This is a genomic window from Pseudomonas sp. W2Jun17 (assembly GCF_023127795.1).
Lineage (GTDB): Bacteria > Pseudomonadota > Gammaproteobacteria > Pseudomonadales > Pseudomonadaceae > Aquipseudomonas > Aquipseudomonas synxantha_A.
The window spans coordinates 16,517-37,021 of sequence record NZ_SPKO01000002.1; the positions used below are offsets into that span (position 1 = coordinate 16,517).

General features: G+C 60.7%; 22 protein-coding genes. 11 read left to right on the forward strand and 11 right to left on the reverse strand.

Annotation, left to right across the window (positions count from 1 at the left end):
* Window positions 1-154 precede the first annotated feature (154 nt).
* Window positions 155-1,768 carry an inorganic phosphate transporter gene (locus E4O98_RS00480; protein ID WP_248133906.1) on the forward strand — a complete coding sequence of 538 codons (1,614 nt, stop codon included), beginning with the start codon at window positions 155-157 and terminating at the stop codon, window positions 1,766-1,768.
* 58 nt (window positions 1,769-1,826) lie between these two features.
* On the opposite strand, the gene E4O98_RS00485 is transcribed toward E4O98_RS00480, so the two are convergent.
* Genes E4O98_RS00485 through E4O98_RS00495 form a run of 3 tightly spaced genes read right to left on the reverse strand, consistent with a single transcriptional unit; the run spans window position 1,827 to window position 4,491 of the window.
* A complete protein-coding gene (locus tag E4O98_RS00485) occupies window positions 1,827-2,801 on the reverse strand; it encodes a biotin-dependent carboxyltransferase family protein (RefSeq protein ID WP_148852583.1) in 975 nt (324 codons plus the stop codon).
* Window positions 2,798-3,676: an allophanate hydrolase subunit 1 gene (locus E4O98_RS00490; protein ID WP_248133909.1), complete on the reverse strand. Its 879-nt coding sequence runs from the start codon at window positions 3,674-3,676 to the stop codon at window positions 2,798-2,800. The genes E4O98_RS00485 and E4O98_RS00490 overlap by 4 nt, the downstream gene beginning before the upstream one ends.
* Before the next feature lie 56 nt (window positions 3,677-3,732).
* Window positions 3,733-4,491, reverse strand: a complete 759-nt coding sequence (locus E4O98_RS00495) for a 5-oxoprolinase subunit PxpA (RefSeq protein ID WP_032879797.1) — start codon at window positions 4,489-4,491, stop codon at window positions 3,733-3,735.
* Between the two features lie 105 nt (window positions 4,492-4,596).
* Here E4O98_RS00495 and E4O98_RS00500 point away from each other — a divergent pair, with 105 nt between their 5' ends.
* The gene (locus tag E4O98_RS00500; protein WP_078822133.1) at window positions 4,597-5,514 is read left to right on the forward strand and encodes a LysR family transcriptional regulator; all 918 of its coding nucleotides are present in this window, start codon (window positions 4,597-4,599) and stop codon (window positions 5,512-5,514) included.
* On the opposite strand, the gene E4O98_RS00505 is transcribed toward E4O98_RS00500, so the two are convergent.
* A complete protein-coding gene (locus E4O98_RS00505) occupies window positions 5,511-6,407 on the reverse strand; it encodes a LysR family transcriptional regulator (RefSeq protein WP_248133911.1) in 897 nt (298 codons plus the stop codon). The two genes, E4O98_RS00500 and E4O98_RS00505, sit on opposite strands and share 4 nt — an antisense overlap.
* A 106-nt stretch (window positions 6,408-6,513) precedes the next feature.
* Here E4O98_RS00505 and E4O98_RS00510 point away from each other — a divergent pair, with 106 nt between their 5' ends.
* The gene (locus tag E4O98_RS00510) at window positions 6,514-7,272 is read left to right on the forward strand and encodes an SDR family oxidoreductase (RefSeq protein ID WP_228308879.1); all 759 of its coding nucleotides are present in this window, start codon (window positions 6,514-6,516) and stop codon (window positions 7,270-7,272) included.
* Between the two features lie 8 nt (window positions 7,273-7,280).
* On the opposite strand, the gene E4O98_RS00515 is transcribed toward E4O98_RS00510, so the two are convergent.
* Window positions 7,281-7,718: a multidrug/biocide efflux PACE transporter gene (locus tag E4O98_RS00515; RefSeq protein WP_248133913.1), complete on the reverse strand. Its 438-nt coding sequence runs from the start codon at window positions 7,716-7,718 to the stop codon at window positions 7,281-7,283.
* Between the two features lie 87 nt (window positions 7,719-7,805).
* Between E4O98_RS00515 and E4O98_RS00520 the strand changes: the two genes are divergently transcribed.
* Entirely contained in the window at window positions 7,806-8,660 is an 855-nt protein-coding gene (locus tag E4O98_RS00520; RefSeq protein ID WP_248133915.1) for a LysR family transcriptional regulator, read from the forward strand.
* Window positions 8,661-8,681: 21 nt separating this feature from the next.
* On the opposite strand, the gene E4O98_RS00525 is transcribed toward E4O98_RS00520, so the two are convergent.
* From E4O98_RS00525 to E4O98_RS00535, 3 genes are read right to left on the reverse strand one after another with little or no spacing between them, the layout of a single operon-like run.
* Complete coding sequence (locus E4O98_RS00525) at window positions 8,682-9,911, reverse strand: RNA polymerase sigma factor (RefSeq protein WP_248133916.1); 1,230 nt, start codon at window positions 9,909-9,911, stop codon at window positions 8,682-8,684.
* Window positions 9,908-10,258 carry a YciI family protein gene (locus tag E4O98_RS00530; RefSeq protein WP_228308881.1) on the reverse strand — a complete coding sequence of 117 codons (351 nt, stop codon included), beginning with the start codon at window positions 10,256-10,258 and terminating at the stop codon, window positions 9,908-9,910. The genes E4O98_RS00525 and E4O98_RS00530 overlap by 4 nt, the downstream gene beginning before the upstream one ends.
* Window positions 10,259-10,300: 42 nt before the next feature.
* The gene (locus E4O98_RS00535) at window positions 10,301-10,720 is read right to left on the reverse strand and encodes a nuclear transport factor 2 family protein (protein WP_248133918.1); all 420 of its coding nucleotides are present in this window, start codon (window positions 10,718-10,720) and stop codon (window positions 10,301-10,303) included.
* Window positions 10,721-10,865: 145 nt separating this feature from the next.
* On the opposite strand from E4O98_RS00535, the gene E4O98_RS00540 reads away from it, so the two are divergent.
* Entirely contained in the window at window positions 10,866-11,357 is a 492-nt protein-coding gene (locus tag E4O98_RS00540) for a GNAT family N-acetyltransferase (RefSeq protein WP_032879790.1), read from the forward strand.
* A gap of 66 nt (window positions 11,358-11,423) precedes the next feature.
* On the opposite strand, the gene E4O98_RS00545 is transcribed toward E4O98_RS00540, so the two are convergent.
* A complete protein-coding gene (locus E4O98_RS00545) occupies window positions 11,424-11,906 on the reverse strand; it encodes a GyrI-like domain-containing protein (RefSeq protein ID WP_148852586.1) in 483 nt (160 codons plus the stop codon).
* Window positions 11,907-12,102: 196 nt separating this feature from the next.
* Here E4O98_RS00545 and alaC point away from each other — a divergent pair, with 196 nt between their 5' ends.
* Window positions 12,103-13,320: an alanine transaminase gene (alaC, locus tag E4O98_RS00550; RefSeq protein WP_032879786.1), complete on the forward strand. Its 1,218-nt coding sequence runs from the start codon at window positions 12,103-12,105 to the stop codon at window positions 13,318-13,320.
* Between the two features lie 138 nt (window positions 13,321-13,458).
* On the opposite strand, the gene E4O98_RS00555 is transcribed toward alaC, so the two are convergent.
* Both E4O98_RS00555 and E4O98_RS00560 read right to left on the reverse strand, forming a co-directional pair.
* The gene (locus E4O98_RS00555) at window positions 13,459-14,811 is read right to left on the reverse strand and encodes a GntP family permease (RefSeq protein WP_005790708.1); all 1,353 of its coding nucleotides are present in this window, start codon (window positions 14,809-14,811) and stop codon (window positions 13,459-13,461) included.
* A gap of 84 nt (window positions 14,812-14,895) precedes the next feature.
* Window positions 14,896-15,429: a gluconokinase gene (locus E4O98_RS00560; protein WP_032879784.1), complete on the reverse strand. Its 534-nt coding sequence runs from the start codon at window positions 15,427-15,429 to the stop codon at window positions 14,896-14,898.
* A gap of 212 nt (window positions 15,430-15,641) precedes the next feature.
* Here E4O98_RS00560 and E4O98_RS00565 point away from each other — a divergent pair, with 212 nt between their 5' ends.
* The 5 genes from E4O98_RS00565 to E4O98_RS00585 all read left to right on the forward strand — a co-directional run bounded on the left by E4O98_RS00565 (window position 15,642) and on the right by E4O98_RS00585 (window position 20,463).
* On the forward strand, window positions 15,642-16,673 hold the full coding sequence (locus E4O98_RS00565; RefSeq protein WP_248133950.1) for a LacI family DNA-binding transcriptional regulator: 1,032 nt from the start codon (window positions 15,642-15,644) through the stop codon (window positions 16,671-16,673).
* 358 nt (window positions 16,674-17,031) lie between these two features.
* Entirely contained in the window at window positions 17,032-17,664 is a 633-nt protein-coding gene (locus tag E4O98_RS00570; RefSeq protein ID WP_248133920.1) for a glutathione S-transferase, read from the forward strand.
* A 15-nt stretch (window positions 17,665-17,679) separates the two neighbouring features.
* Window positions 17,680-18,417, forward strand: coding sequence for an NAD(P)-dependent oxidoreductase (locus E4O98_RS00575; RefSeq protein WP_032879781.1), 738 nt, complete (start codon window positions 17,680-17,682; stop codon window positions 18,415-18,417).
* A gap of 9 nt (window positions 18,418-18,426) precedes the next feature.
* Window positions 18,427-19,836: an MFS transporter gene (locus E4O98_RS00580; RefSeq protein WP_223017839.1), complete on the forward strand. Its 1,410-nt coding sequence runs from the start codon at window positions 18,427-18,429 to the stop codon at window positions 19,834-19,836.
* Window positions 19,837-19,968: 132 nt separating this feature from the next.
* Entirely contained in the window at window positions 19,969-20,463 is a 495-nt protein-coding gene (locus E4O98_RS00585) for a hypothetical protein (protein WP_248133922.1), read from the forward strand.
* The last annotated feature ends 42 nt before the right edge of the window (window positions 20,464-20,505 follow it).

Here is a 20,505-nt window from a genome sequence, read left to right on the forward strand (position 1 = left end):
TGTGGGAGGGGGCTTGCTCCCTCCCACATTTAAACCGCACTGATTTGTAGACCGGCGGCACACGAGATTGCGCCAAACACTGATCTGTCGCAGCACCCTTGTAACATTCTGCAATGATCATTAAGGCCATCCTCCTCACACTGGATGCTCCGGCATGGCCACCCCTTCCCTGACTGCCTCCCCCCACGCTTCACCCTCCTCCCAACCCCGGCTGGACACAAAACCAGGCTTGTTGACGGTGATCATGTTCTTCGCCGTACTTGCGATGGGCCTGCTGTTCACCGCCTACAGCCTGATGCACGACATGCACGAAATGGGCGCCAAGCTCACCACCTGGACGCCATTCCTATTGCTCGGCGTGGCGTTGTTGATCGCTCTGGGGTTTGAGTTTGTCAACGGCTTCCATGACACCGCCAACGCAGTGGCGACGGTGATCTACACCAACTCGCTGCCACCGCATTTTGCGGTGGTGTGGTCGGGCTTTTTCAATTTCCTCGGCGTGTTGCTTTCCAGTGGCGCGGTGGCGTTCGGCATCATTGCCCTGCTACCGGTGGAGCTGATTTTGCAGGTCGGTTCATCGGCCGGGTTCTCCATGATCTTCGCCTTGCTGATCGCCGCGATCCTGTGGAACCTGGGCACCTGGTGGCTGGGCTTGCCAGCCTCGTCGTCTCATACCCTGATCGGCTCGATCATTGGCGTAGGCGTAGCCAATGCCCTGATGCACGGACGTGACGGCACCAGCGGTGTGGATTGGAGCCAGGCGATCAAGATTGGTTATGCCTTGTTGCTGTCGCCGCTGATTGGCTTTGCGTTTGCCGCCTTGCTGTTGCTGGCCCTGCGCGTCTTTGTCAAAAACCGCGCGCTGTACAAGGCACCCAAAGGCGACACGCCGCCGCCCTGGTGGATTCGCGGGATGCTGATTGTTACTTGCACCGGCGTGTCGTTCGCCCACGGTTCCAACGATGGGCAAAAGGGCATGGGCCTGATCATGCTGATCCTGGTGGGCACCTTGCCGATGGCCTACGCGCTGAACCGCACCATGCCTGCCGATCAGTCGCTGCAATTTGCCGCCGTCGCTGAAGTGACCCAGGCTGCCTTGGTCAAAGCAGCGCCGCAGCCGGCACCGGGCGATTCACGTGCCACCTTGTCGACCTACGTTCGCACCAAAGAGGCCACGCCGGAACTGGTGCCCGCACTCGCCGCCATCACCGGCCATATCGGCGAAGAAGTGAAAAGCTATGGTTCCCTCGCCGCCGTACCGGCCGAAGCCGTCGGCAACGTGCGTAACGACATGTACCTGACCAGCGAAACCATCCGCCTGATGGACAAAGGCAAGGTCGGCAACTTCGACGCCGACACCCAGGGCAAGCTGCAACTGTTCAAGCAACAGATCGACAACGCCACGCGCTTTATACCGCTGTGGGTGAAGATCGCCGTGGCCATTGCCCTTGGCCTGGGCACCATGGTCGGCTGGAAGCGCATCGTGGTGACGGTGGGCGAAAAAATCGGCAAGACTCACCTGACTTACGCTCAAGGCGCTTCGGCCGAAACGGTGGCGATGCTGACCATCGGCGCGGCGGATATGTTCGGGCTGCCGGTGTCGACCACCCATGTATTGTCCTCGGGTGTAGCCGGGACCATGGTCGCCAATGGCGGGGGGTTGAAGATGAGGACCATCCGCAATTTGTTGATGGCGTGGGTGTTGACCTTGCCGGCGGCGATTTTACTGTCGGGTAGCCTCTACTGGCTTTTTACCCAATTGTTCTGACACACAGAAAATCAAAATGTGGGAGCAAGCCCCCTCCCACATTTGGTTTTGTGTTTCTTCAGGGTGTGAAGAGTCCGGCCATGGCCTTCAAGCGCTTTTTGTAGACCCGCCGCGCCTCCAGCGCTTGCTCCAATGTCACCGCCACAAACCCCGCCCGTTGGTTGGGCTGCATCTGCCCGATCAAGTCCAGGTCGGCGCTGATCACCGTGCCGATCATCGCGTAGCCACCGCCCGACACCGCATCGCGATGCAGCACAATCGGTTCCAACCCCGCCGGTACCTGAATCGAACCAATCGGGTAGCAACTGTCGACGATGTTGGAGGGGTCGGAGCCCGCGCCAAACGGCTGTTCCCGCGGCTGGAAGCTCAATGCGCTGCCGCCCTTGAAGCGATAGCCGATGCGATCGGCCTCGGAGCCCACCGTCCACGGCTCGGCAAAAAAGCTGCTTTTTGCCGCGTCGGTCAAGCGCTCGTAGTACAGCCCCGGCACTACGCGCAACGTGACATCACCGCCCACCGAACGACGCAACGCCATCGGCAAGCTGTTGCCCGCACGCCCCGCACCGCTGGCCGTCCCGATAGGCAACAGATCGCCCTCCTGCAAGCGCCTCCCGTGAAACCCACCGAGAGCACCAAGGGTGTAGGTGGAGCGGCTGCCAAGCACCAACGGCACGTCGATGCCCCCGGCAACGGCGAGGTAAGTCCGCGCGCCGGCCACGGGAAACTCAAAGCGCAGCACCTGCCCGGCGCGCACGGCGAAGGCGGTGTCCTGATGCACCACTTCGCCGTCCAGGCGCGGCGACATCAAGGCGCCGCTCAACGCTATCAGCGCGTCGTGATGGAACTCCAGCTCAGGCCCGATCAGCGTGCATTCCAGGCCAGCCGCGCCCACTGGATTGCCGACCAGATGGTTGGCTGCACTCAGCGCGTATTGGTCCAGCGCCCCCGATGGCGGAATGCCCAGGTGGTAATAACCTTCGCGCCCCAGGTCCTGCACGGAGGTGGCGAGGCCGGGTTTGAGCACCTTGATCATGCCAGCGCCTCCTGCAGGGTTTGCGGATAGCCAATGGGATCGGCGAGAAAGGCATCGAGGGAAAATTCGACCGGGCGAATGCGCAAGTCGAAACGCCCGGCTTCCACCTCGGCGACGGCCAGGTCGTAAGCCTCCCGGTCCATCGGCTTGAACTGCACGATGTCGCCAGGACGGAAGAACACCATGTGCTCCTTGAGGTAGGCCAACTGCTGCTGCGGGTCGTAGATCGGTGCCGGGGTCACGCCGAACATCTGGTAACCGCCGGCACCGCGAACCGAATAGATACACCCAAAGCAGCCGCCATGGCCCAGGGTCAGTTTCGGCGTGTCGGTGCGCGGCCGCAGGTACTTGGGCACCTGCAATTGCCGTTCGCACTCGACCATCTGGAACATGAACGGCAGCCCCGCGACAAAGCCGACCATCGACACAAACCAGGGTGCGCCACTGTGGGCGGCGATAAACGCGTCCACGTCGGCCAGGCCGTTGATACGGGCGGCGTATTCAAGGTCAGTGCCGCCGGGGTCCTGGTGACGGTCACGAAAACGCATCAGGGTTTCGTGGGTCCAGGGGTCGTTATAGAGCACCGGGATCTCGATGATGCGCGTGTGCAGCGTGCGCTCGGCCACCGCCTGGGCTTCGGCGCTTTGCACCGCGTCGAGCAGCACGTGAGGCGCGATGCGGTCGGGGTCGAAGCGAATCTGGAAGGATGCATTGGCCAGGCACACATCCAGCACGCCTTCCAGCGCCAGGCGTTCCACGGCGCGGGTCACCGCCATGCCCTTGAAAAAAGCCTCCAGGGACATGCTGTCGCTGACCTCGGCAAACAGGTGTTCATCACCGCCGAAGCTGTAGCGGATGGGGGACGTTTCAGCCATGTCTGTTCCTCTTGGAATCATTGTAGAAAGGCAGGCAAAAAAGTGAGGTAAGGCTCTTATTGGGGGGGCCGGACTTCAATACCGGCCTGGTCCAACGCTTCGCGGGTGGCTTGCACCAAGTCCAGGGCGCCAGGGGTATCGCTGTGCAGGCAGATGGAATCGAATTCAATCACCAGGTCTTCGCCTTCCACGGTACGTACCAGCCCGCTCTGACAAGCGCGCAGGACACGGGCTGCAACGGTGGCAGCGTCCAGTGCACGCACATTGCGGGTGAACACGATGGAGCCGCTCAGATCGTACTCACGGTCGGCATAGAACTCGCGCACGACCGGCTGTCCCAGTTCCTTGGCAATGCGCCAGATCACCGAATTGGGCATGCAGTACAGCAACAGCGTCGGCTCGATGATTTGCAGGTTTTGCACCAATAGCCGCGCAGCCTCTTCATCGCGGGCCAGGTGCATGTAGAGCGCGCCGTGGGGCTTGATATGTTGCAAGGTCAGGCCTTGGGCGCGGGCCATTTCACGCAGCGCGCCAAGCTGGTAGAGCATATCGTCCACCAGCTCTTGGGCCGGTGCATGGATATGCCGACGACCGAAGCCCACCAGGTCGCGAAAACCCGGATGAGCGCCGATAGCCACCCCCAATTGCTTGGCGCGCTCGACAGTGCGGCGCATGGTGCCGGGGTCGCCGGCGTGAAAGCCGGTGGCGATATTGGCCGAGCTGATGTGAGCCATCAGCTCTGCGTCGACGCCGTCGCCGATAGTCCAGGGGCCGAAGCTTTCGCCCATGTCCGAATTGAAATCCACTGCCCGCATCAAGATTGCTCCGCCATAAGTGATGCCAGGAAAGTAGGCTCGGGCTTGACCCCTTGGGAAGATCTATTATCAGATAGCCCATCTTCTGAAAATCAGATACTGACCATGTCCCTTACCTTGCGCCAGGTTCGCTACTTCGTCGCCACCGCTGAAATCGGCCAGATTTCCCAGGCAGCGATTCACCTGAATATTTCCCAGTCGGCGGTGACCACGGCGATCAAGGAGCTGGAAGCCATGCTCGGCGTGCAGTTGTTCGTGCGCTCGGCCCAGGGCATGAACCTCACCGACGCCGGTCGACATTTTCTCAACCGCGCCTATGTGGTTGTGCGCAGCGTGGAAGACGCCCTGAACAGCCCGCTGCCGGATTACCGCGCCAGCGGCGTGCTACGGGTGGCGGCGAGCTACACAGTGCTGGGTTATTTCCTGCCGCACCATTTGCAGCGCATGGAGCATTGGCATCCGGACGTGACTATCGAGGTGTTCGAGCAGGAACGTCAGGCCATCGAACAGGGCCTGCTCGATGGCCAGTTCGACATGGCCGTGGTGCTTACCGCCAACCTCACCCACGCGGATATCGTCTCTGAAATCCTGTTCAACTCCGAACGCCGCCTGTGGCTGCCCAGCCATCACCCATTGTGTGAACGCGGAGCCGTCAGCCTGGCGGACGTGGCGCAAGAGCCCTACATCCTGCTGACCGTCGATGAAGCCGAACACAGTGCCATGCGCTATTGGGAACAGGCCGGGCAAACCCCCAGGGTGCGGCTGCGCACCAGCTCGGTGGAAGCGGTGCGCAGCATGGTTGCCAATGGCAGCGGCGTGGCGATTCTGTCGGATCTGGTGCACCGGCCCTGGTCGCTGGAAGGCAAGCGCATCGAAACCCTGACCGTCACCGACCCGGTCACGCCCATGAGCGTCGGCCTGGCCTGGCACCGCGAGCGCGCGTTTACCCCGGCGATGCAAGCCTTCCGCGATTACTTCCACGATGCGTTCCTGGCGCCGCAGCAGTTGTCGGCGCGCCGTTAAAGATGGGCTTGCAGGGTGGCGGTCAACCAGTCCATGAACACCCGCACCCGCAGCGGTAAATGCCGCTGGCCGGCGTACAGTAAATACACGTCCAGAGGCGGTGCCTGGTAATCCGGCAGCACCGCTACCAACTCGCCACTGGCCAATAAATCGCGGATCCCGAGTTGGGGCACTTGGGTAATGCCAAAACCCGCCAGGCACGCCGACTGATACGCATCGGTGCTGTTGACGGTCACCCTTCCTGCCATCGGCAAACGTTGCACCTTGTTGCCCACCAGGTATTCGAACCCTGCCGAGCGTGCGCCCAGGGGCCGCACGTAATGTACCAATTGGTGATTCGCCAGGTCAGCCAATGTCGCAGGCATGCCGTAACGGTGCAGATACGCCGGGCTCACGCAGTTGACCATCGGCATGCTGCACACCCGTCGCGCCACCACTGTTTGGTCGGGCTGGGCACCGACGCGCACGACACAATCGAAACCTTCCGCGATCAGGTCCACCTGGCGGTCCGAGCCGCTGATCTCGATGTCGATCAGGGGGTGGCGAGTCATGAACGTGGGCAAGTTCGGCACGATCAAACCCCGCGCCATGACATTGGGCATATCCACCCGTATGCGCCCGGCCAGTTGGGTTTCATCCTGGCGAAACAACCCTTCCAGTTCTTCCATATGCGCCAGCAGATCCTTGCTGCGCTCATACAACACACGCCCGTCTTGGGTCGCCTGCACCTTGCGCGTGGTGCGTTGCAACAGCTGTGCGCCGAGCAACTCCTCCAACGCCTGCACATGCTCGGATACCGTAGAGCGTGGCAAACCCAGGCTTTGGCCGGCCTGGGTAAAGCTCGATAACTCAGTGACGCGTACGAAGGTGCGCAGCAGCTCAAGCTTGTTCATTGGATTGTTCGCCTTATCCGGCCAGTGATTCCGATATCAGCCTGTTTATCACGTCATGACCGGACAAATACACTCAGTTCCACTAACTATCACTGAGGACTGCACCATGACCCGTAAAATCGCACTCATCACCGGCGCCAGCCGTGGCCTGGGCAAAAGCGCTGCGCTGCACCTGGCTGCGCAAGGCGTAGACATTATCGGCACCTACCACAGCGCCGCAGGCGAGGCCCAAGCCGTAGTTGCCCAAGTGGAGGCATTGGGTGGCCGCGCCGCCATGCTGCAACTGGACGTGAGCCAGAGCGCAAGCTTCGATGGGTTCGTCGGCCAGGTCGGCGCGTTGCTCAAGGATATTTTCGCTCAGGATCATTTCAATTTTCTGATCAATAACGCAGGCATCGCTGCCCACGCCAGCTTCGCCGAGACCACCGAAGCCCAGTTCGACCAGTTGGTGGCGATCCACGTCAAGGCGCCGTTTTTTCTCACGCAAAAACTGCTGCCGTTGATCAGCGATGGCGGACGCATCATTAACATATCCAGCGGCCTGGCGCGGTTCAGCCTGCCGGGGTATGCAGCCTATGCGTCGATGAAGGGAGCGGTCGAAGTGCTGTCGCGCTACCAGGCCAAAGAGCTGGGCCCACGCGGTATTACCGTGAACACCCTGGCACCGGGCGCGATTGCCACCGACTTCGGCGGCGGCGCGGTGCGCGACAACAGCGATGTGAATGCCATGGTCGCCAATAACACGGCCTTGGGCCGCGCCGGTTTGCCGGACGACATTGGCGGGGCGATTTCGACATTGCTGGCCGATGGCAGCCATTGGATCACCGGCCAGCGGATCGAGGCGTCGGGCGGGATGTTCCTGTAGGCGCCCACCTACAGGGCTACTGGGGTTTTATCGACGATTTTCTCGCGCAACACGTCATAACCCCAGTGGTACACATAGGTGTACGGCAGGAAGAACAGCAGCACACCAATGTCGAGGATGAACGCCTCCAACAGGCTGATCTTCATCAAGGTCGCAATCAACGGCACTGCCAGCAGGATCAGGCCGCCCTCGAACAACAGCGCGTGCAGCACCCGGGGCCAGCCACTGTTGGCCAGTTGCAGGTGTGTTTTGAGGCGGTCGAACAGGCTGTTGAAAACCACGTTCCAGCTCAGGGCCAGCAGGCTGATGCCCAGGGTCACTGCGCCCATCTCCAGTGCCGGCCTGCCGGTGATCCACACCAACAGCGGCGTACAGATCAACAAGGCCAAGCCTTCAAAACCCAGGGCTTGGAAAACACGTTCAGTAATCGACTTGGTAGGGTTCATGACCCGGCTCCGTGAATGACGATGGTTGCCATGATCAGGCTTTGTCTCGATACTTCATAACCAATAACCATCGAGCAAGGCGATAGTATGGCCTCCCACGAAGTGCTCCAGGCGTTTGTCCAGGCCGCTACCCAAGGCTCGTTTTCCGCCGCTGCGCGCAAGCTGGGCAAAAGCCAGTCGACTGTCAGCGCGGCGGTGGCCAGCCTTGAGATTGACCTGGACGTTGTGCTGTTTGATCGCAGCAGCCGCAAACCCACCTTGACTGCGGCGGGGCAGGTACTGCTGCAACGGGCCGAACAGGTGCTGGAGGCCAGCAGTCGCCTGGAGTTGGCCGCCAGTCAGCTATCCCAAGGGTTGGAGCCGAAGTTGAGTATCGCCATGTCCGATACTTACCAATCGGATCGATTCGAAATCGCCCTCACAGCCTTCGAGCAACGCTATCCGGACCTTGAGCTGGAATGCCTGATCGCCGAATGCGAAGACCTGATCGCGCTGGTACAAAGCGGCCGGGCACAGATTGCGTTTATCGAGAAACAAGAGATTTACCCGCCGGATCTAACCTTCTCCTGCGTGGAAGAACGCACGGAAATCGCGCTGTTCGTTTCGCCTAAACACCCATTGGCTGGCCTGGACAGGGTGCTTGCGCACGTCTTGCAGCAACACCGGGAACTGCGCTTGGCGAGCATCATCAACCCCAATGAAAACCGCAGCACTCAGCGTGTGTGGTCGGCACCGAGTTACCTGATGTTGATGGAGATGGCGCAACTGGGTTTTGGCTGGGCACCGATTCCACGCTGGCTGGTGGAACGTTTTGGCGGCAATCAGTTGGTCGAACTCAAGGTTCGCAGTTGGCCGCGCTCGGTGGCGGTGGATGCGTTGTGGTCACGCCAACACCCACCGGGGCCTGCTGGGAGTTGGTTGCTGGGCAAGATGCTCGACTGAGCCCCTCCCACATTTGGATAGTCATTGTCTGGGGGAATTGAGTTCGGCGAGGCGGCGCATGATGAAGCGCTTTTCCGGGACTTGTTGGGTCAGCGACAGGGCTTTTTCGTAAGCTGCACGGGCCTCTTCAACCCGTCCCAACTGCCGGCAAAACTCCCCGCGGGCTGAATGCGCCAAGTGGTAATCGTGCAAGTCACCGCGTTGCAAAATGCCCTCCACCAGCGCCAACCCCACCAATGGCCCCTGCTCCATCGCCACCGCAACTGCCCGGTTCAATTCGATCACCGGCGAGGGTACCGCTCTGAGCAGTACATCGTAGAGCCCGATAATCTGTCGCCAATCGGTTTCCCCGGCGCAGGCAGCCTCGGAGTGCACCGCCGCAATCGCCGCCTGCAAGCAATACGGCCCGAAGCACCGGGTGCTCAGCGCCTGCTCCACCAGGTTGCAGCCTTCAGCTATCAACGATGTATCCCACAGCCCACGGTCCTGAGCATCCAGCAGCACCAGTTCGCCGTTGGCCGAGGTGCGTGCGGGCCTTCGCGACTCATGCAACAGCATCAACGCCAACAAGCCCATGACCTCCGGCTCCGGCAGCAATTGCATCAGCAAACGGCACAGGCGAATGGCCTCCAGGGTCAAGTCTTCGCACGTCAGGTCCGCCCCAGTGGAGGCCGTGTAGCCCTCGTTGAACACCAGGTAAATCACGCGCAACACGCTATCCAATCGCTCGGGCAATTCGGCTCGGGACGGCACTTGGTAAGGAATTTTCGCATCGCGGATCTTGCCCTTGGCGCGCACGATGCGCTGGGCGATGGTGGCAGGTGTGGCCAGGAACGCGTGGGCGATTTGCTCGGTGCTGAGGTCGCAGATCTCACGCAGGGTCAGCGCGGCCTGGGCATCAGGGGCCAGCGCCGGATGGCAGCAGGTGAAGATCAGGCGCAGGCGGTCATCTTCCACGTCGTCATCGCTCCAGTCAGCTGCCTGCAGCGTGTCGGCCTGCTCTTGCAGCAACGGGGTAAACCGCGCCTGGCGACGCAGGCGATCGATGGCTTTGAAGCGGCCGGTCGATACCAGCCAGGCCCGTGGGTTATCCGGTATGCCGTCCTCGGGCCAGCGCTGCACGGCGACAAAAAACGCCTCATGCAGCGCCTCCTCGGCCAGGTCGAAATCACCCAGCACGCGAATCAGCGTGGCAAGCACACGCCGTGACTCACTGCGGTAAATGGCTTCGACCTGACCACTGAGCGTCATTGCGGCAGGTTCAGTTCGCGCACCGGGCGCACTTCCACACTGCCGACCCGGGCCGCCGGAATGCCACCCGCCACCTGGATCGCTTCGTTAAGGTCCCTGGCGTCGATCAGGTAGAACCCGGCGAGCTGCTCCTTGGTTTCGGCAAACGGCCCGTCGGTGATCGACAACTTGCCATTGCGCATACGCACGGTGGTGGCGGTGGCCACCGGCTCCAGCGGCTCGGCGGCCAGCATTCGTCCGCTGGCCTGGATCGCTTCGGCGTAAGCAAAACACTCCGAGTCGTGCGGGCTGTCGGCCGAGGTGTGCAACACCTGTTCGTCGCTGTAGATCAGGCACAGGTATTTCATGGCGTTCTCCGTGTTCGGATGACTGACTATAGTTCGCGGCGCTCAGGGTTCCAGGTCAAACAGCGCCGTGCCGCTTTGCATATCAAAGGGCGCCGACCAGTGTTCATGCACCACTTTCCATTGGCCATTGATGCGCTGGTACCCAGCGGTCACGCGCATCCAGCAGGCTTTCACCTCACCATCGGGCCCGGCACCGCCGCAGTGGGCCAGCCAGTGAGCGAACGCGCTGTCTGGCGCTTGGACGATATGCAGTTCATGAAACTCGAAGATACCGGGGCCGGGGCAATGCTTCATACATTCTTCCCAGTGCGCGTGGTAGGCCGCCCTGCCTTTGAATTGCAAAGCGGTTACGGCATCGAACGAGACGATATCGTCGGCGTAAAAGCTGACAATCTTGTCGATATCGCGACTGACGACGGCTTGTTTCCATTGCTCGATCAGGTGGTTGATGGCAGTGCTCATGGCGATGACTCCTTGGGGTGGAAAATCACGTAGGACACTCTTAGTCGAATGGCCTTCGTGCCAATCGACACACCACGGAAAAATAATTTCCCATAGGTCAAACCCGATAAACTGAGCCCTTCTTTGCAGCCGTTCGGATAGCCCGATGCAAACCCGCCTTGTTGCCTACGAGGCGCTCAATGCTGTGCAACAACAGCAAGTGGGCGCCATCGAAGTTCATCCTGAACAATTGCCGTTTAGCGGAGATATCTACTGCGCCCTTAATACCTTGCTGGCCAACCCAAGCCCTGGGGTCAAAGGCTTTGCGTTTTTGGCAGACGACATTCCCGTGGCCTTCCTGCTGCTCAAGCGCCCCCCCTGCCTGCCCCATTGGGCCGATGAACACAGCGCCACGCTGCATGCGTTGCAGGTGGATCGCAGTCAGCAGGGGCTTGGGTTCGGCAAGGCGTGTTTACAGGCACTACCGGCCATCGCGCTCGCGGCATGGCCGCAGATCAAAGGGTTGGAGTTGTCTGTGGACACGCACAACCTGGCGGCGATGGGGCTGTATCTCGGGGCGGGATGGGTGGACAGCGGCGAGGCCTACAAGGGACGGGTCGGGTATGAGCGCCGGTTGCGCTGGATATTCAGTTCATAACGGTAATGTCACGTAAACAGGACTTTCACGCGCGCCTGTCGTGTTTACGTGACATCGAATGCGGAGTCAGCCCCGCTCTCCAACCGGTAGCCAGATTTCCACCGTCCCCGTGCCCTTCCTCCCATCGAAATCTGCGCTATAGCGCTCGAAATCCGCCCCCATCACCTTGTAGCCCGAATGCGGCAGCCATTCGAACATGATGCGTTCGTAGGTTTGCTCAAGCGCCTGCACCGGCCCGTAATGGGGGAACACGGCATAGTTGAGCGGGGGGATTTCGATGAACTCGAAGTTGCTGGGCACATCGCCCTTGGTCGGGACTTCAACCCCCGCCATGTAATCGAATTCGCCTTGATGGGGGTTGTGGCATACCCCATAGGTCACCCCACCCACGCGCTTCTTGATGTCCTTGATGCAGGTGTCGAACAACTCCCACAACCGTGGGATATCGCCCACGGTGGCCTTCGAATAACGCCCTTGCACACCGGCGATCACCAGCGCTTTGCCGGCTTCCATGCGTGGCTCCAACGGTTGTTTTGTCTGCTGATCCATACGAACAGTCTCCTTCTTATGAGGGAACAAACCCGCATCGAGTATAGGGGCATATCCGCGCCACACTCCATGTAGAAATTTTTCCTACGCATCTGGACAACTTGCCATCATCGCCCGTATTGTCAGCCTCGCAGGCCACCGCAGTGGCCGACGTCGCTCGGACGGTTCCGGGCGCTTACGTACTCTCGAGGCAACAATGGCCGACCAAGGTTCGCCGCGCCGCTTTGCGCGCATAGATCGACTCCCCCCTTACGTTTTCAATATCACTGCCGAGCTGAAGATGGCTGCGCGTCGGCGCGGCGAAGACATCATCGACTTGAGCATGGGTAACCCCGACGGCGCCACGCCACCGCACATTGTGGAAAAAATGGTCACCGTCGCCCAGCGTGAAGACACCCACGGCTACTCCACCTCCAAAGGCATTCCACGCCTGCGCCGGGCGATTTCGCGCTGGTACAAGGACCGTTATGAAGTGGATATCGACCCCGAGTCGGAAGCCATCGTCACCATCGGTTCCAAAGAGGGTCTGGCGCACCTGATGCTGGCCACCCTGGACCAGGGCGACACCGTGCTGGTGCCCAACCCCAGCTACCCGATTCACATCTACGGTGCGGTGATTGCCGGTGCCCAGGTACGTTCGGTGCCGCTGGTGCCGGGCGTGGACTTTTTCGCCGAGCTGGAACGGGCAATTCGCGGCTCGATCCCCAAGCCAAAGATGATGATCCTGGGCTTCCCGTCCAACCCCACTGCGCAGTGCGTGGAGCTGGATTTCTTCGAGCGAGTGATCGCCCTGGCCAAGCAATACGACGTGCTGGTGGTGCACGACCTGGCCTACGCCGATATCGTCTACGACGGCTGGAAAGCCCCCTCGATCATGCAGGTACCCGGCGCCAAGGACATCGCGGTGGAGTTTTTTACCCTGTCCAAGAGCTACAACATGGCCGGCTGGCGCATCGGGTTCATGGTGGGCAACCCCGAACTGGTCAACGCCCTGGCGCGGATCAAGAGCTACCACGACTACGGCACCTTCACACCGCTGCAAGTCGCGGCGATTGCTGCGCTGGAAGGCGATCAGCAGTGCGTCAAAGACATCGCCGAGCAGTACCGCCAGCGCCGCAACGTGCTGGTCAAGGGCCTGCATGAGCTGGGCTGGATGGTGGAGAACCCCAAGGCGTCGATGTACGTCTGGGCAAAAATCCCCGAACAGTATGCCGCCATGGGCTCGCTGGAATTTGCCAAGAAGTTGCTGCTGGAGGCGAAGGTGTGTGTGTCGCCGGGGATTGGTTTTGGCGAGTATGGCGATGATCACGTACGCTTTGCGCTGATCGAAAACCAAGACCGGATTCGCCAGGCGGTGCGCGGGATTCGTGGCATGTTCAGGGCGGATGGGCTAGTACCCAAAGCCAGCGTCTAACTCGGTCAAAATGTGGGAGGGGGCTTGCTCCCGATAGCAGTGGTTCAGTCGATACATCTGGTGACTGATCCACCGCCATCGGGAGCAAGCCCCCTCCCACATTTGATTGGGTTTTCACCCCAGACTGTGCGGTGTGGCTTACACCACCAACGACAGCAACATGATGAAGATCAGCGCCACGATCGACAGGATGGTCTCCATCGCCGTCCAGGTCTTGAACGTCTCGGCCACGGTCATGTTGAAGTACTGCTTGACCAGCCAGAACCCCGCATCGTTGACGTGCGACAAGATCAACGAACCCGCGCCCGTCGCCAGCACCAGCAACTCGCGGTTGACGCCCGGAATCATGCCGACCACCGGCACCACAATGCCTGCACCGGTAATGGTCGCGACCGTCGCTGAACCGGTGGCGATACGAATCACCGCCGCCACCAGCCACGCCAGCAGGATCGGGTTGATCTGTGCGTTCACTGCCATATGACCGATCACATCACCCACGCCGCTGGTCACCAGCATCTGCTTGAAGCCACCACCGGCACCGATGATCAGGATGATCGCGGCGGTCGGCGCCAGGCTGGCGTCGAGCAGCTTGAGGATCTGCTTGGAATGGATGCCCTGGCGATGGCCAAAGGTGTAGAGCGACAGCAGCAACGCCAGCAGCAAGGCGGTGATCGGGTGGCCGATCATGTCCATCCAGTTGCGCACCACGTTGCCTTCGGCAAAGGCGATGTCGGCAAAGGTTTTGAGCAGCATCAGGAACACCGGCAAGAGCACGGTGACCAGGGTGATGCCAAAGCTTGGCAGCGACTTGTTATCCGTCTCGCGGGCCAATTGATCGACCAGTTCCTGGGACGGGTTGCCCGGAATGTACTTGGCGATAAATGTACCGAAGATCGGGCCGGCGATGATGGCGGTTGGCAGTGCGACGATCAGGCCGTACAGAATGGTTTTGCCGATATCTGCGCCAAACACGCCGATCGCCAGCAGCGGGCCCGGGTGCGGTGGCACCAGGCCGTGTACCGCCGACAGGCCGGCGAGCAACGGGATGCCGATCTTGATCAGCGACACGCCGGTACGCCGTGCCACGATAAACACCAGCGGGATCAGCAGCACAAAGCCGATCTCGAAGAACAGCGGGATGCCCACCAGGAACGCGGCGAACATCATGGCCCACTGGACCTTCTCTTTGCCGAAGGCGCGGATCAGGGTCTGGGCGATCTGATCGGCACCGCCGGATTCGGCCATCATCTTGCCGAGCATCGTGCCCAGCGCGAGGATAATGCCGACAAAGCCGAGCACGCCGCCGAAACCGTCCTGGAACGCCTTGATGATCTTGTCCACGGGCATGCCCGAGGTCAGGCCGAGGAAACCGGCCGCGATGATCAGTGCAATGAACGGGTGCACCTTGAACTTGGTGATCAGAACGATCAACCCGATGATAGTGACCACTGCATCTAGCAGCAGGTAAGACTCGTGGGACATGCCAAACATGGGGGGTCTCTCCTGTTTGTTGTTGTTATTAAAGCGGGTGTTGAATTTCCTGCCGGGGATAGCGCTATCTTTTCCGGCAAAAAATTAATGAGTTGGTTCAAAGCCGTGCTTAAGCCACCAGGCGTTGGTCTGCTCGGCCAGTTCCTCGACGCTGTCTTCACTGGCGTTGAGCGCCAGGGTCAGCGGCTCGCCCTTGGGCGACTCCAGGGTGGCGAACTGGCTGTCGATCAGGCTGGCCGGCATGAAATGGCCGGGCCGGTGGGACACGCGGTCGGCGGCCACTTCGCGGGTCAGCTCCAGGAAGACAAAGCCCAGGCCCGGCGCGGCTTCGCGCAGGTGGTCGCGGTATTTCTTTTTCAGGGCTGAACAGGTGAGCACAGGATGCTCGCCCGCTGTGAGCGACCGGCGCAGTTCATCGCACAGGATGTCGAGCCAGCCGGCGCGATCGTCGTCGTTAAGGGGGTGGCCGGCGCTCATCTTTTCGATGTTGGCGGCGGGGTGAAAGCTGTCGCCTTCAATGGCAGTGGCGCCGTTCAGGCGGCACAGGGCTTCGCTGACGCTGGACTTGCCACAGCCGGAAACACCCATGATGACCAGGGCGGTAACAGGTTGACTCATGAAACACCTCAGGACGCAGATAGCGCTACCTTTGCACAGCATAAGGCTAGTGCAAAAACAGGCTTTTCCCGCGCCGACTTGTCATTTTTATGGAGTGACGCGTGCATCTGCTCCAATCATTCGAACCGGATCAGGCAACCCTAGGTTCAATAATTTGCAGCCCTTTGGAGACAGCGCTACCTTAGTGCCTCGATTTTTGTTTGGCAAGCCGCCTGATGACCTCCAAGAACGATAAAAATACCCGCACGACGGGCCGCCCTACCCTCAATGAAGTTGCACGCCTGGCCGGGGTCAGCCCAATCACCGCCTCCCGCGCCTTGCGCGGTATCAGCACCGTGGCCACCGAACTGGTGGAAAAAGTCCAGCAGGCCGCCGCCGAACTCAGCTACGTGGTCACCCCCGCCGCTCGCGCCCTGGCGTCGGCCCAGAGCCAATCGGTGGTGGTGCTGGTGCCGTCGCTGTCCAACTTGTTGTTTATCGAAACACTGGAAGCCATCCATCAGGTACTGCGGCCCAAGGGCTTTGAAGTGCTGATCGGCAACTCCCATTATTCGCGCGATGAAGAAGAAAACCTGTTGCGCAACTACATGTCTTACCAGCCACGGGGGTTGCTGTTGACCGGATTCGACCGCACCGAAAGCGCGCGACGAATGGTCGAGACCAGCAATGTGCCGTGCGTGTACATGATGGATCTGGACCCCAATGCCGGGGTGAACTGCGTGGGTTTCTCACAGTTGGCAGCAGGCGAGACGGCAGCGGCACATTTACTGTCCCGGGGGCGCAAGCGCCTGGCCTACATCGGCGCGCAGTTGGATCAGCGCACGTTGTTGCGCGGTGAAGGTTTCCGCCGCGCCTTGCAGCAGGCGGGCATGTACGACCCAGCGCTGGAACTATTGACGCCACGGCCCTCTTCCGTGGGCCTGGGCGGCGAACTGTTCCTGCAATTGCTGGCAGCGCATCCGGATGTGGATGCGATCTTCTTCGGCAACGATGACCTGGCCCAGGGCGCACTGCTTGAAGCCATGCGTCACGGCATCAAGGTGCCGGAGCGTGTCGCGGTGCTGGGCTTCAACGACTTGCCCGCGTCGGCATTCATGGTGCCGCGCCTGAGCAGCATCAGCACGCCACGAGAAGCCATTGGCCGCAGGGCGGCGGAGCATTTGTTGACCATCATGGCGGGCAACAAGATCGCCAAGCCGGTGGTGGATATGGGGTTTGAGTTGCAGGTGCGGGAGAGCACCTGACCCGCTCGTTCCCACGCTCTGCGTGGGAACGATCAGAAGTCTGCCTGTGTTAATGGCGGCTGTGCGTAGGGCACTTTCGGGTGCGCCGGCTTTGAGTGTCCACCGGTCTACTAACCTGCGTACAGCTGCCACCCTCATTTAACTCGCTGCTCGGCAAGGCCATGGACCAGCACACACCACGCTGCTGAGACCTTACTCGGTCCAAATGTGGGAGGGGGCTTGCTCCCGATTGCAGTGGGTCAGCTATCTGTAAGTTGACTGACCCACCGCTATCGGGAGCAAGCCCCCTCCCACATTTTTTAACCGTGCCCACTTTACCCCTGCTAGATTGACCACTTTCCATCGCCAGGGAAGCACCATGGGACATTCACTGAAAATCTTGGGCCGCACGTCCTCCATCAACGTGCGCAAAGTGTTGTGGACCTGCCAGGAACTGGGCATCGACTACGTGCGTGAAGACTGGGGCATCGGCTTCAAGCCCACCCAGTCCACCGAGTTCCTCGCTCTGAACCCCAACGCGCAGATACCTGTGCTGATCGACGACCACGGCGTGCTGTGGGAGTCCAACACCATCTGTCGCTACCTCGTCGGCCTGTACCAACGCCACGACCTGCTGCCTGTCGAGCCCGCCCCCCGGGCGCGTGTCGAGCAATGGATCGACTGGCAAGCCGTGGAACTCAATCGCGCCTGGAGCGACGCTTTCACCGCATTGGTACGCAACAACCCCGACGGCCTCGACGCGGCGCAAATCGCCGCCGCGGTGCAGCTATGGAACGACAAGATGGGCATTCTCGAACAGCAGTTGGCCAAGACCGGTGCCTATGTGGCCGGCGAGGAATTCACCCTCGCCGATATCTTGATCGGCCTCTCGGTACACCGCTGGCAGGCAACGCCCATGCAGCGTCCGCCCTACCCCGCCATTGCCGCCTACTATCAGCGGCTCAGCCAGCACGCCGGTTTCAAGACCTTCGCCCTCGACGGCCACAACTAAGCACAGGGACCCCACGTGAACGGACTCAACGTACTACTCACCGGCGCCTGCGGCAGAATCGGCAAGACATTTTTCCAGGCCTCGCAAGACCGCTACCGCTTCACGCTCACTGACCGCATCGCGCCGGATTTCGACCTGGGTGGACACCGTTTCGTACACGCCGACCTCAGCGATAAATCCAGCCTGGCGACCCTGCTCGAAGGCATCGACGTAATCGTGCACCTGTCGGGTATCCCCCACGCCAGTGCCTCATTCAACGAATTGCTGCCCAACAACATACTCGCTACCACCTACCTGTTCGAAGCTGCCGTGGCCGCCGGCGTGCAGCGCCTGGTATTTGCCAGCAGCGCGCAAACCATCGAAGGCTACCCGGTGGATCGCCAGATCACCCCCGGTATGCCGGTGATGCCCGCCAATATGTATGGCGTGAGCAAATGCTATGGCGAGGCGTTGTGTGGCTACTACGCAGCCAAGACGCCGCTGTCGACCATCGCCCTGCGCATCGGCGCTTTTGAATTCCCCGAAACCCACGACCTGAACAACGCCCGCGACCTCAGCGCGTGGCTCAGCCCGCGGGATGCCGTGCAACTGCTGCAACGCTCAGTGGAAACCGTCGGCGTGAAGCACCTGATCGCCCACGGTATTTCCAACAACCGCTTCAAGCGTCTGGATTTGAGCGAAACCACACGTGTGCTGGGCTACCAACCGCTGGATGATGCGTTCCAGGTATTTGAAATCCCCATCACTTACTGAGTTTTCACCATGCCCGCCCAATCCACCACCGACGGTATCGACCCGCTCCGCGCCGCCCATATCAGCGCGCGCATCGATCGCCTGCCCGCCGTGGCCACCATCTGGCGCCTGGTGGCGCTGCTGTCCATCGGTGGTTTTTTCGAGCTGTATGACCTGTTCCAGACCGCCTATATCAGCCCCGGCCTGATCAGCGACGGCATTTTTAATACCGGCAGCCAGGGCGTGTTTGGCTTCTCGGACCAGGCTGCGTTCGCCTCGGCAACCTTCCTCGGCCTGTTCCTCGGCGCCAGCCTGCTCAGCCCCATCGCCGACCGCTACGGGCGCCGGGCGATCTTCACCTTTGCATTGATCTGGTACACCGTCGCCACAGTGCTGATGGGTATTCAAACCTCCGCCCTCGGCATCATCTGCATGCGCTTTGTGGTGGGCATCGGCCTGGGCATCGAACTGGTGACTATCGATGCCTACCTCTCGGAACTGGTGCCCAAGCGCATGCGCAGTTCGGCGTTTGCCTTTGCGTTTTTCATTCAGTTTCTGTCGGTGCCCGCCGTGGCCTTGATGTCGTGGTGGCTGGTGCCCCAGGCGCCGTTCGGCATCTCCGGCTGGCGCTGGGTGGTGTTGAGCAGCGCGGTGTTTGCGCTGTTTATCTGGCAATTGCGCAAGCGCCTGCCTGAATCGCCGCGTTGGCTGGCACAGAAGGGCCGTTTCGAAGAAGCCGGTGCGATCATGGACAACCTGGAAACACGCTGCCTGAAAGATCACGGCAAGCCCTTGGATGAGCCGCAACCCGAAGCCGTCAGCGTTCAAGGCAGCGGCCGTTTTGCCGATATCTGGCAACCGCCCTACCGTCGCCGCGCCTTGATGCTGATTGTGTTCCATGTGTTCCAGGCCATCGGTTTTTTCGGCTTCGGCAATTGGTTGCCGGCGCTGCTGTCGGGCCAGGGTGTCAGCGTGACCCACAGCTTGATGTACGCCTTTATCATCACCCTCGCCTACCCGCTGGGGCCGTTGCTGTTTGTGAAGGTGGCCAACCGCTTTGAAAACAAATGGCAGATTGTCGGTTCCGCCATGGGCGCGGTGATTTTCGGTAGCCTGTTCGCCCTGCAAACCAGCGCACTGGGGCTGATTTTCTGCGGGGTGATGATCACCTTCTGCAATGCCTGGCTGAGTTTCAGTTATCACTCGTACCAGAGCGAATTGTTCCCCACCAATATCCGCGCACGGGCCGTGGGGTTCTGCTATTCGTTCAGCCGCCTATCTACGGTGTTCAGCAGCCTGTTGATCGGCTTTATCCTCGAACACCTGGGCACGCCAGGGGTGTTGGCGTTTATCGCCAGCAGCATGCTGATCGTGATGATTACCATCAGCTGGTTCGGGCCGCGTACGCGTAACCTCGCGCTGGAAAATATCGCCCACTGACGGCAATGCTTGGCCGCCTGCGGCAGAGTGCTTGCCGCAACGGCCACACGACCCCCAGTAAATAGAGGGTATCGCAACCGGCACACTATTTGCTCCAGCTGTGGAACCGAACATTTACACAGGTGACCGATCATGCTGGTTAACAACAACACCCAAGCCATGTCGACCGTCCAACAGATCAAGCGACCCGATATGGACCCCGCCAACGCCGCCGCCAGCGCGTTGTACAGCGGCGCCCTGCAGGCTGCGCAGCAGAGCATCACGGTGCCATCTGCGCAGAAGGAACTGGACAAGGCCAGTGATCGCATTGACGAAGCGTTCGCCAAGACCCGTGTGCAACTGCAAGCCACGGCGTCCAGCGACGTGCCGGCATCCAGCGCTGCCGGCTCAGCCCGCAGTGAGTTCACCGATTACATGACCAAGACCCCGGCCGAGCGCATTCGCGATCAATTGCTCAAAGAACGGGGCCTGACGTTGGAAGAACTGAACGCCCTGCCGGTGGAAGAGCAAAACGCCTTTGCCAAGCAAGTGTCCGAGCGGCTTCAGCAGCAGCAACAGCAGCAGGTAGCAGCAAAGACGGTTGACCCACAGGCGCAGACGGTGAAAGAGACCCTGGCTGCTATCTAAGCTGCACAGTAGACCAATGCCATCAGGGGCAAGCCCCCTCCC

Coding starts and splice junctions, on each gene's coding strand:
- E4O98_RS00500 (WP_078822133.1), top strand. CDS start 4,597: ATGTCCCTTACCTTGCGCCAGGTTCGCTACTTCGTCGCCACCGCTGAA.
- E4O98_RS00535 (WP_248133918.1), bottom strand. CDS start 10,720: ATGAGCACTGCCATCAACCACCTGATCGAGCAATGGAAACAAGCCGTC.
- E4O98_RS00555 (WP_005790708.1), bottom strand. CDS start 14,811: ATGTTTGGCATGTCCCACGAGTCTTACCTGCTGCTAGATGCAGTGGTC.
- E4O98_RS00530 (WP_228308881.1), bottom strand. CDS start 10,258: ATGAAATACCTGTGCCTGATCTACAGCGACGAACAGGTGTTGCACACC.
- E4O98_RS00545 (WP_148852586.1), bottom strand. CDS start 11,906: ATGGATCAGCAGACAAAACAACCGTTGGAGCCACGCATGGAAGCCGGC.
- E4O98_RS00515 (WP_248133913.1), bottom strand. CDS start 7,718: ATGAACCCTACCAAGTCGATTACTGAACGTGTTTTCCAAGCCCTGGGT.
- E4O98_RS00495 (WP_032879797.1), bottom strand. CDS start 4,491: ATGCGGGCAGTGGATTTCAATTCGGACATGGGCGAAAGCTTCGGCCCC.
- E4O98_RS00485 (WP_148852583.1), bottom strand. CDS start 2,801: ATGATCAAGGTGCTCAAACCCGGCCTCGCCACCTCCGTGCAGGACCTG.
- E4O98_RS00560 (WP_032879784.1), bottom strand. CDS start 15,429: ATGAGTCAACCTGTTACCGCCCTGGTCATCATGGGTGTTTCCGGCTGT.
- E4O98_RS00520 (WP_248133915.1), top strand. CDS start 7,806: ATGGCCTCCCACGAAGTGCTCCAGGCGTTTGTCCAGGCCGCTACCCAA.
- E4O98_RS00505 (WP_248133911.1), bottom strand. CDS start 6,407: ATGAACAAGCTTGAGCTGCTGCGCACCTTCGTACGCGTCACTGAGTTA.
- E4O98_RS00525 (WP_248133916.1), bottom strand. CDS start 9,911: ATGACGCTCAGTGGTCAGGTCGAAGCCATTTACCGCAGTGAGTCACGG.
- E4O98_RS00570 (WP_248133920.1), top strand. CDS start 17,032: ATGGGACATTCACTGAAAATCTTGGGCCGCACGTCCTCCATCAACGTG.
- E4O98_RS00510 (WP_228308879.1), top strand. CDS start 6,514: ATGACCCGTAAAATCGCACTCATCACCGGCGCCAGCCGTGGCCTGGGC.
- alaC (WP_032879786.1), top strand. CDS start 12,103: ATGGCCGACCAAGGTTCGCCGCGCCGCTTTGCGCGCATAGATCGACTC.
- E4O98_RS00490 (WP_248133909.1), bottom strand. CDS start 3,676: ATGGCTGAAACGTCCCCCATCCGCTACAGCTTCGGCGGTGATGAACAC.
- E4O98_RS00580 (WP_223017839.1), top strand. CDS start 18,427: ATGCCCGCCCAATCCACCACCGACGGTATCGACCCGCTCCGCGCCGCC.
- E4O98_RS00585 (WP_248133922.1), top strand. CDS start 19,969: ATGCTGGTTAACAACAACACCCAAGCCATGTCGACCGTCCAACAGATC.
- E4O98_RS00480 (WP_248133906.1), top strand. CDS start 155: ATGGCCACCCCTTCCCTGACTGCCTCCCCCCACGCTTCACCCTCCTCC.
- E4O98_RS00540 (WP_032879790.1), top strand. CDS start 10,866: ATGCAAACCCGCCTTGTTGCCTACGAGGCGCTCAATGCTGTGCAACAA.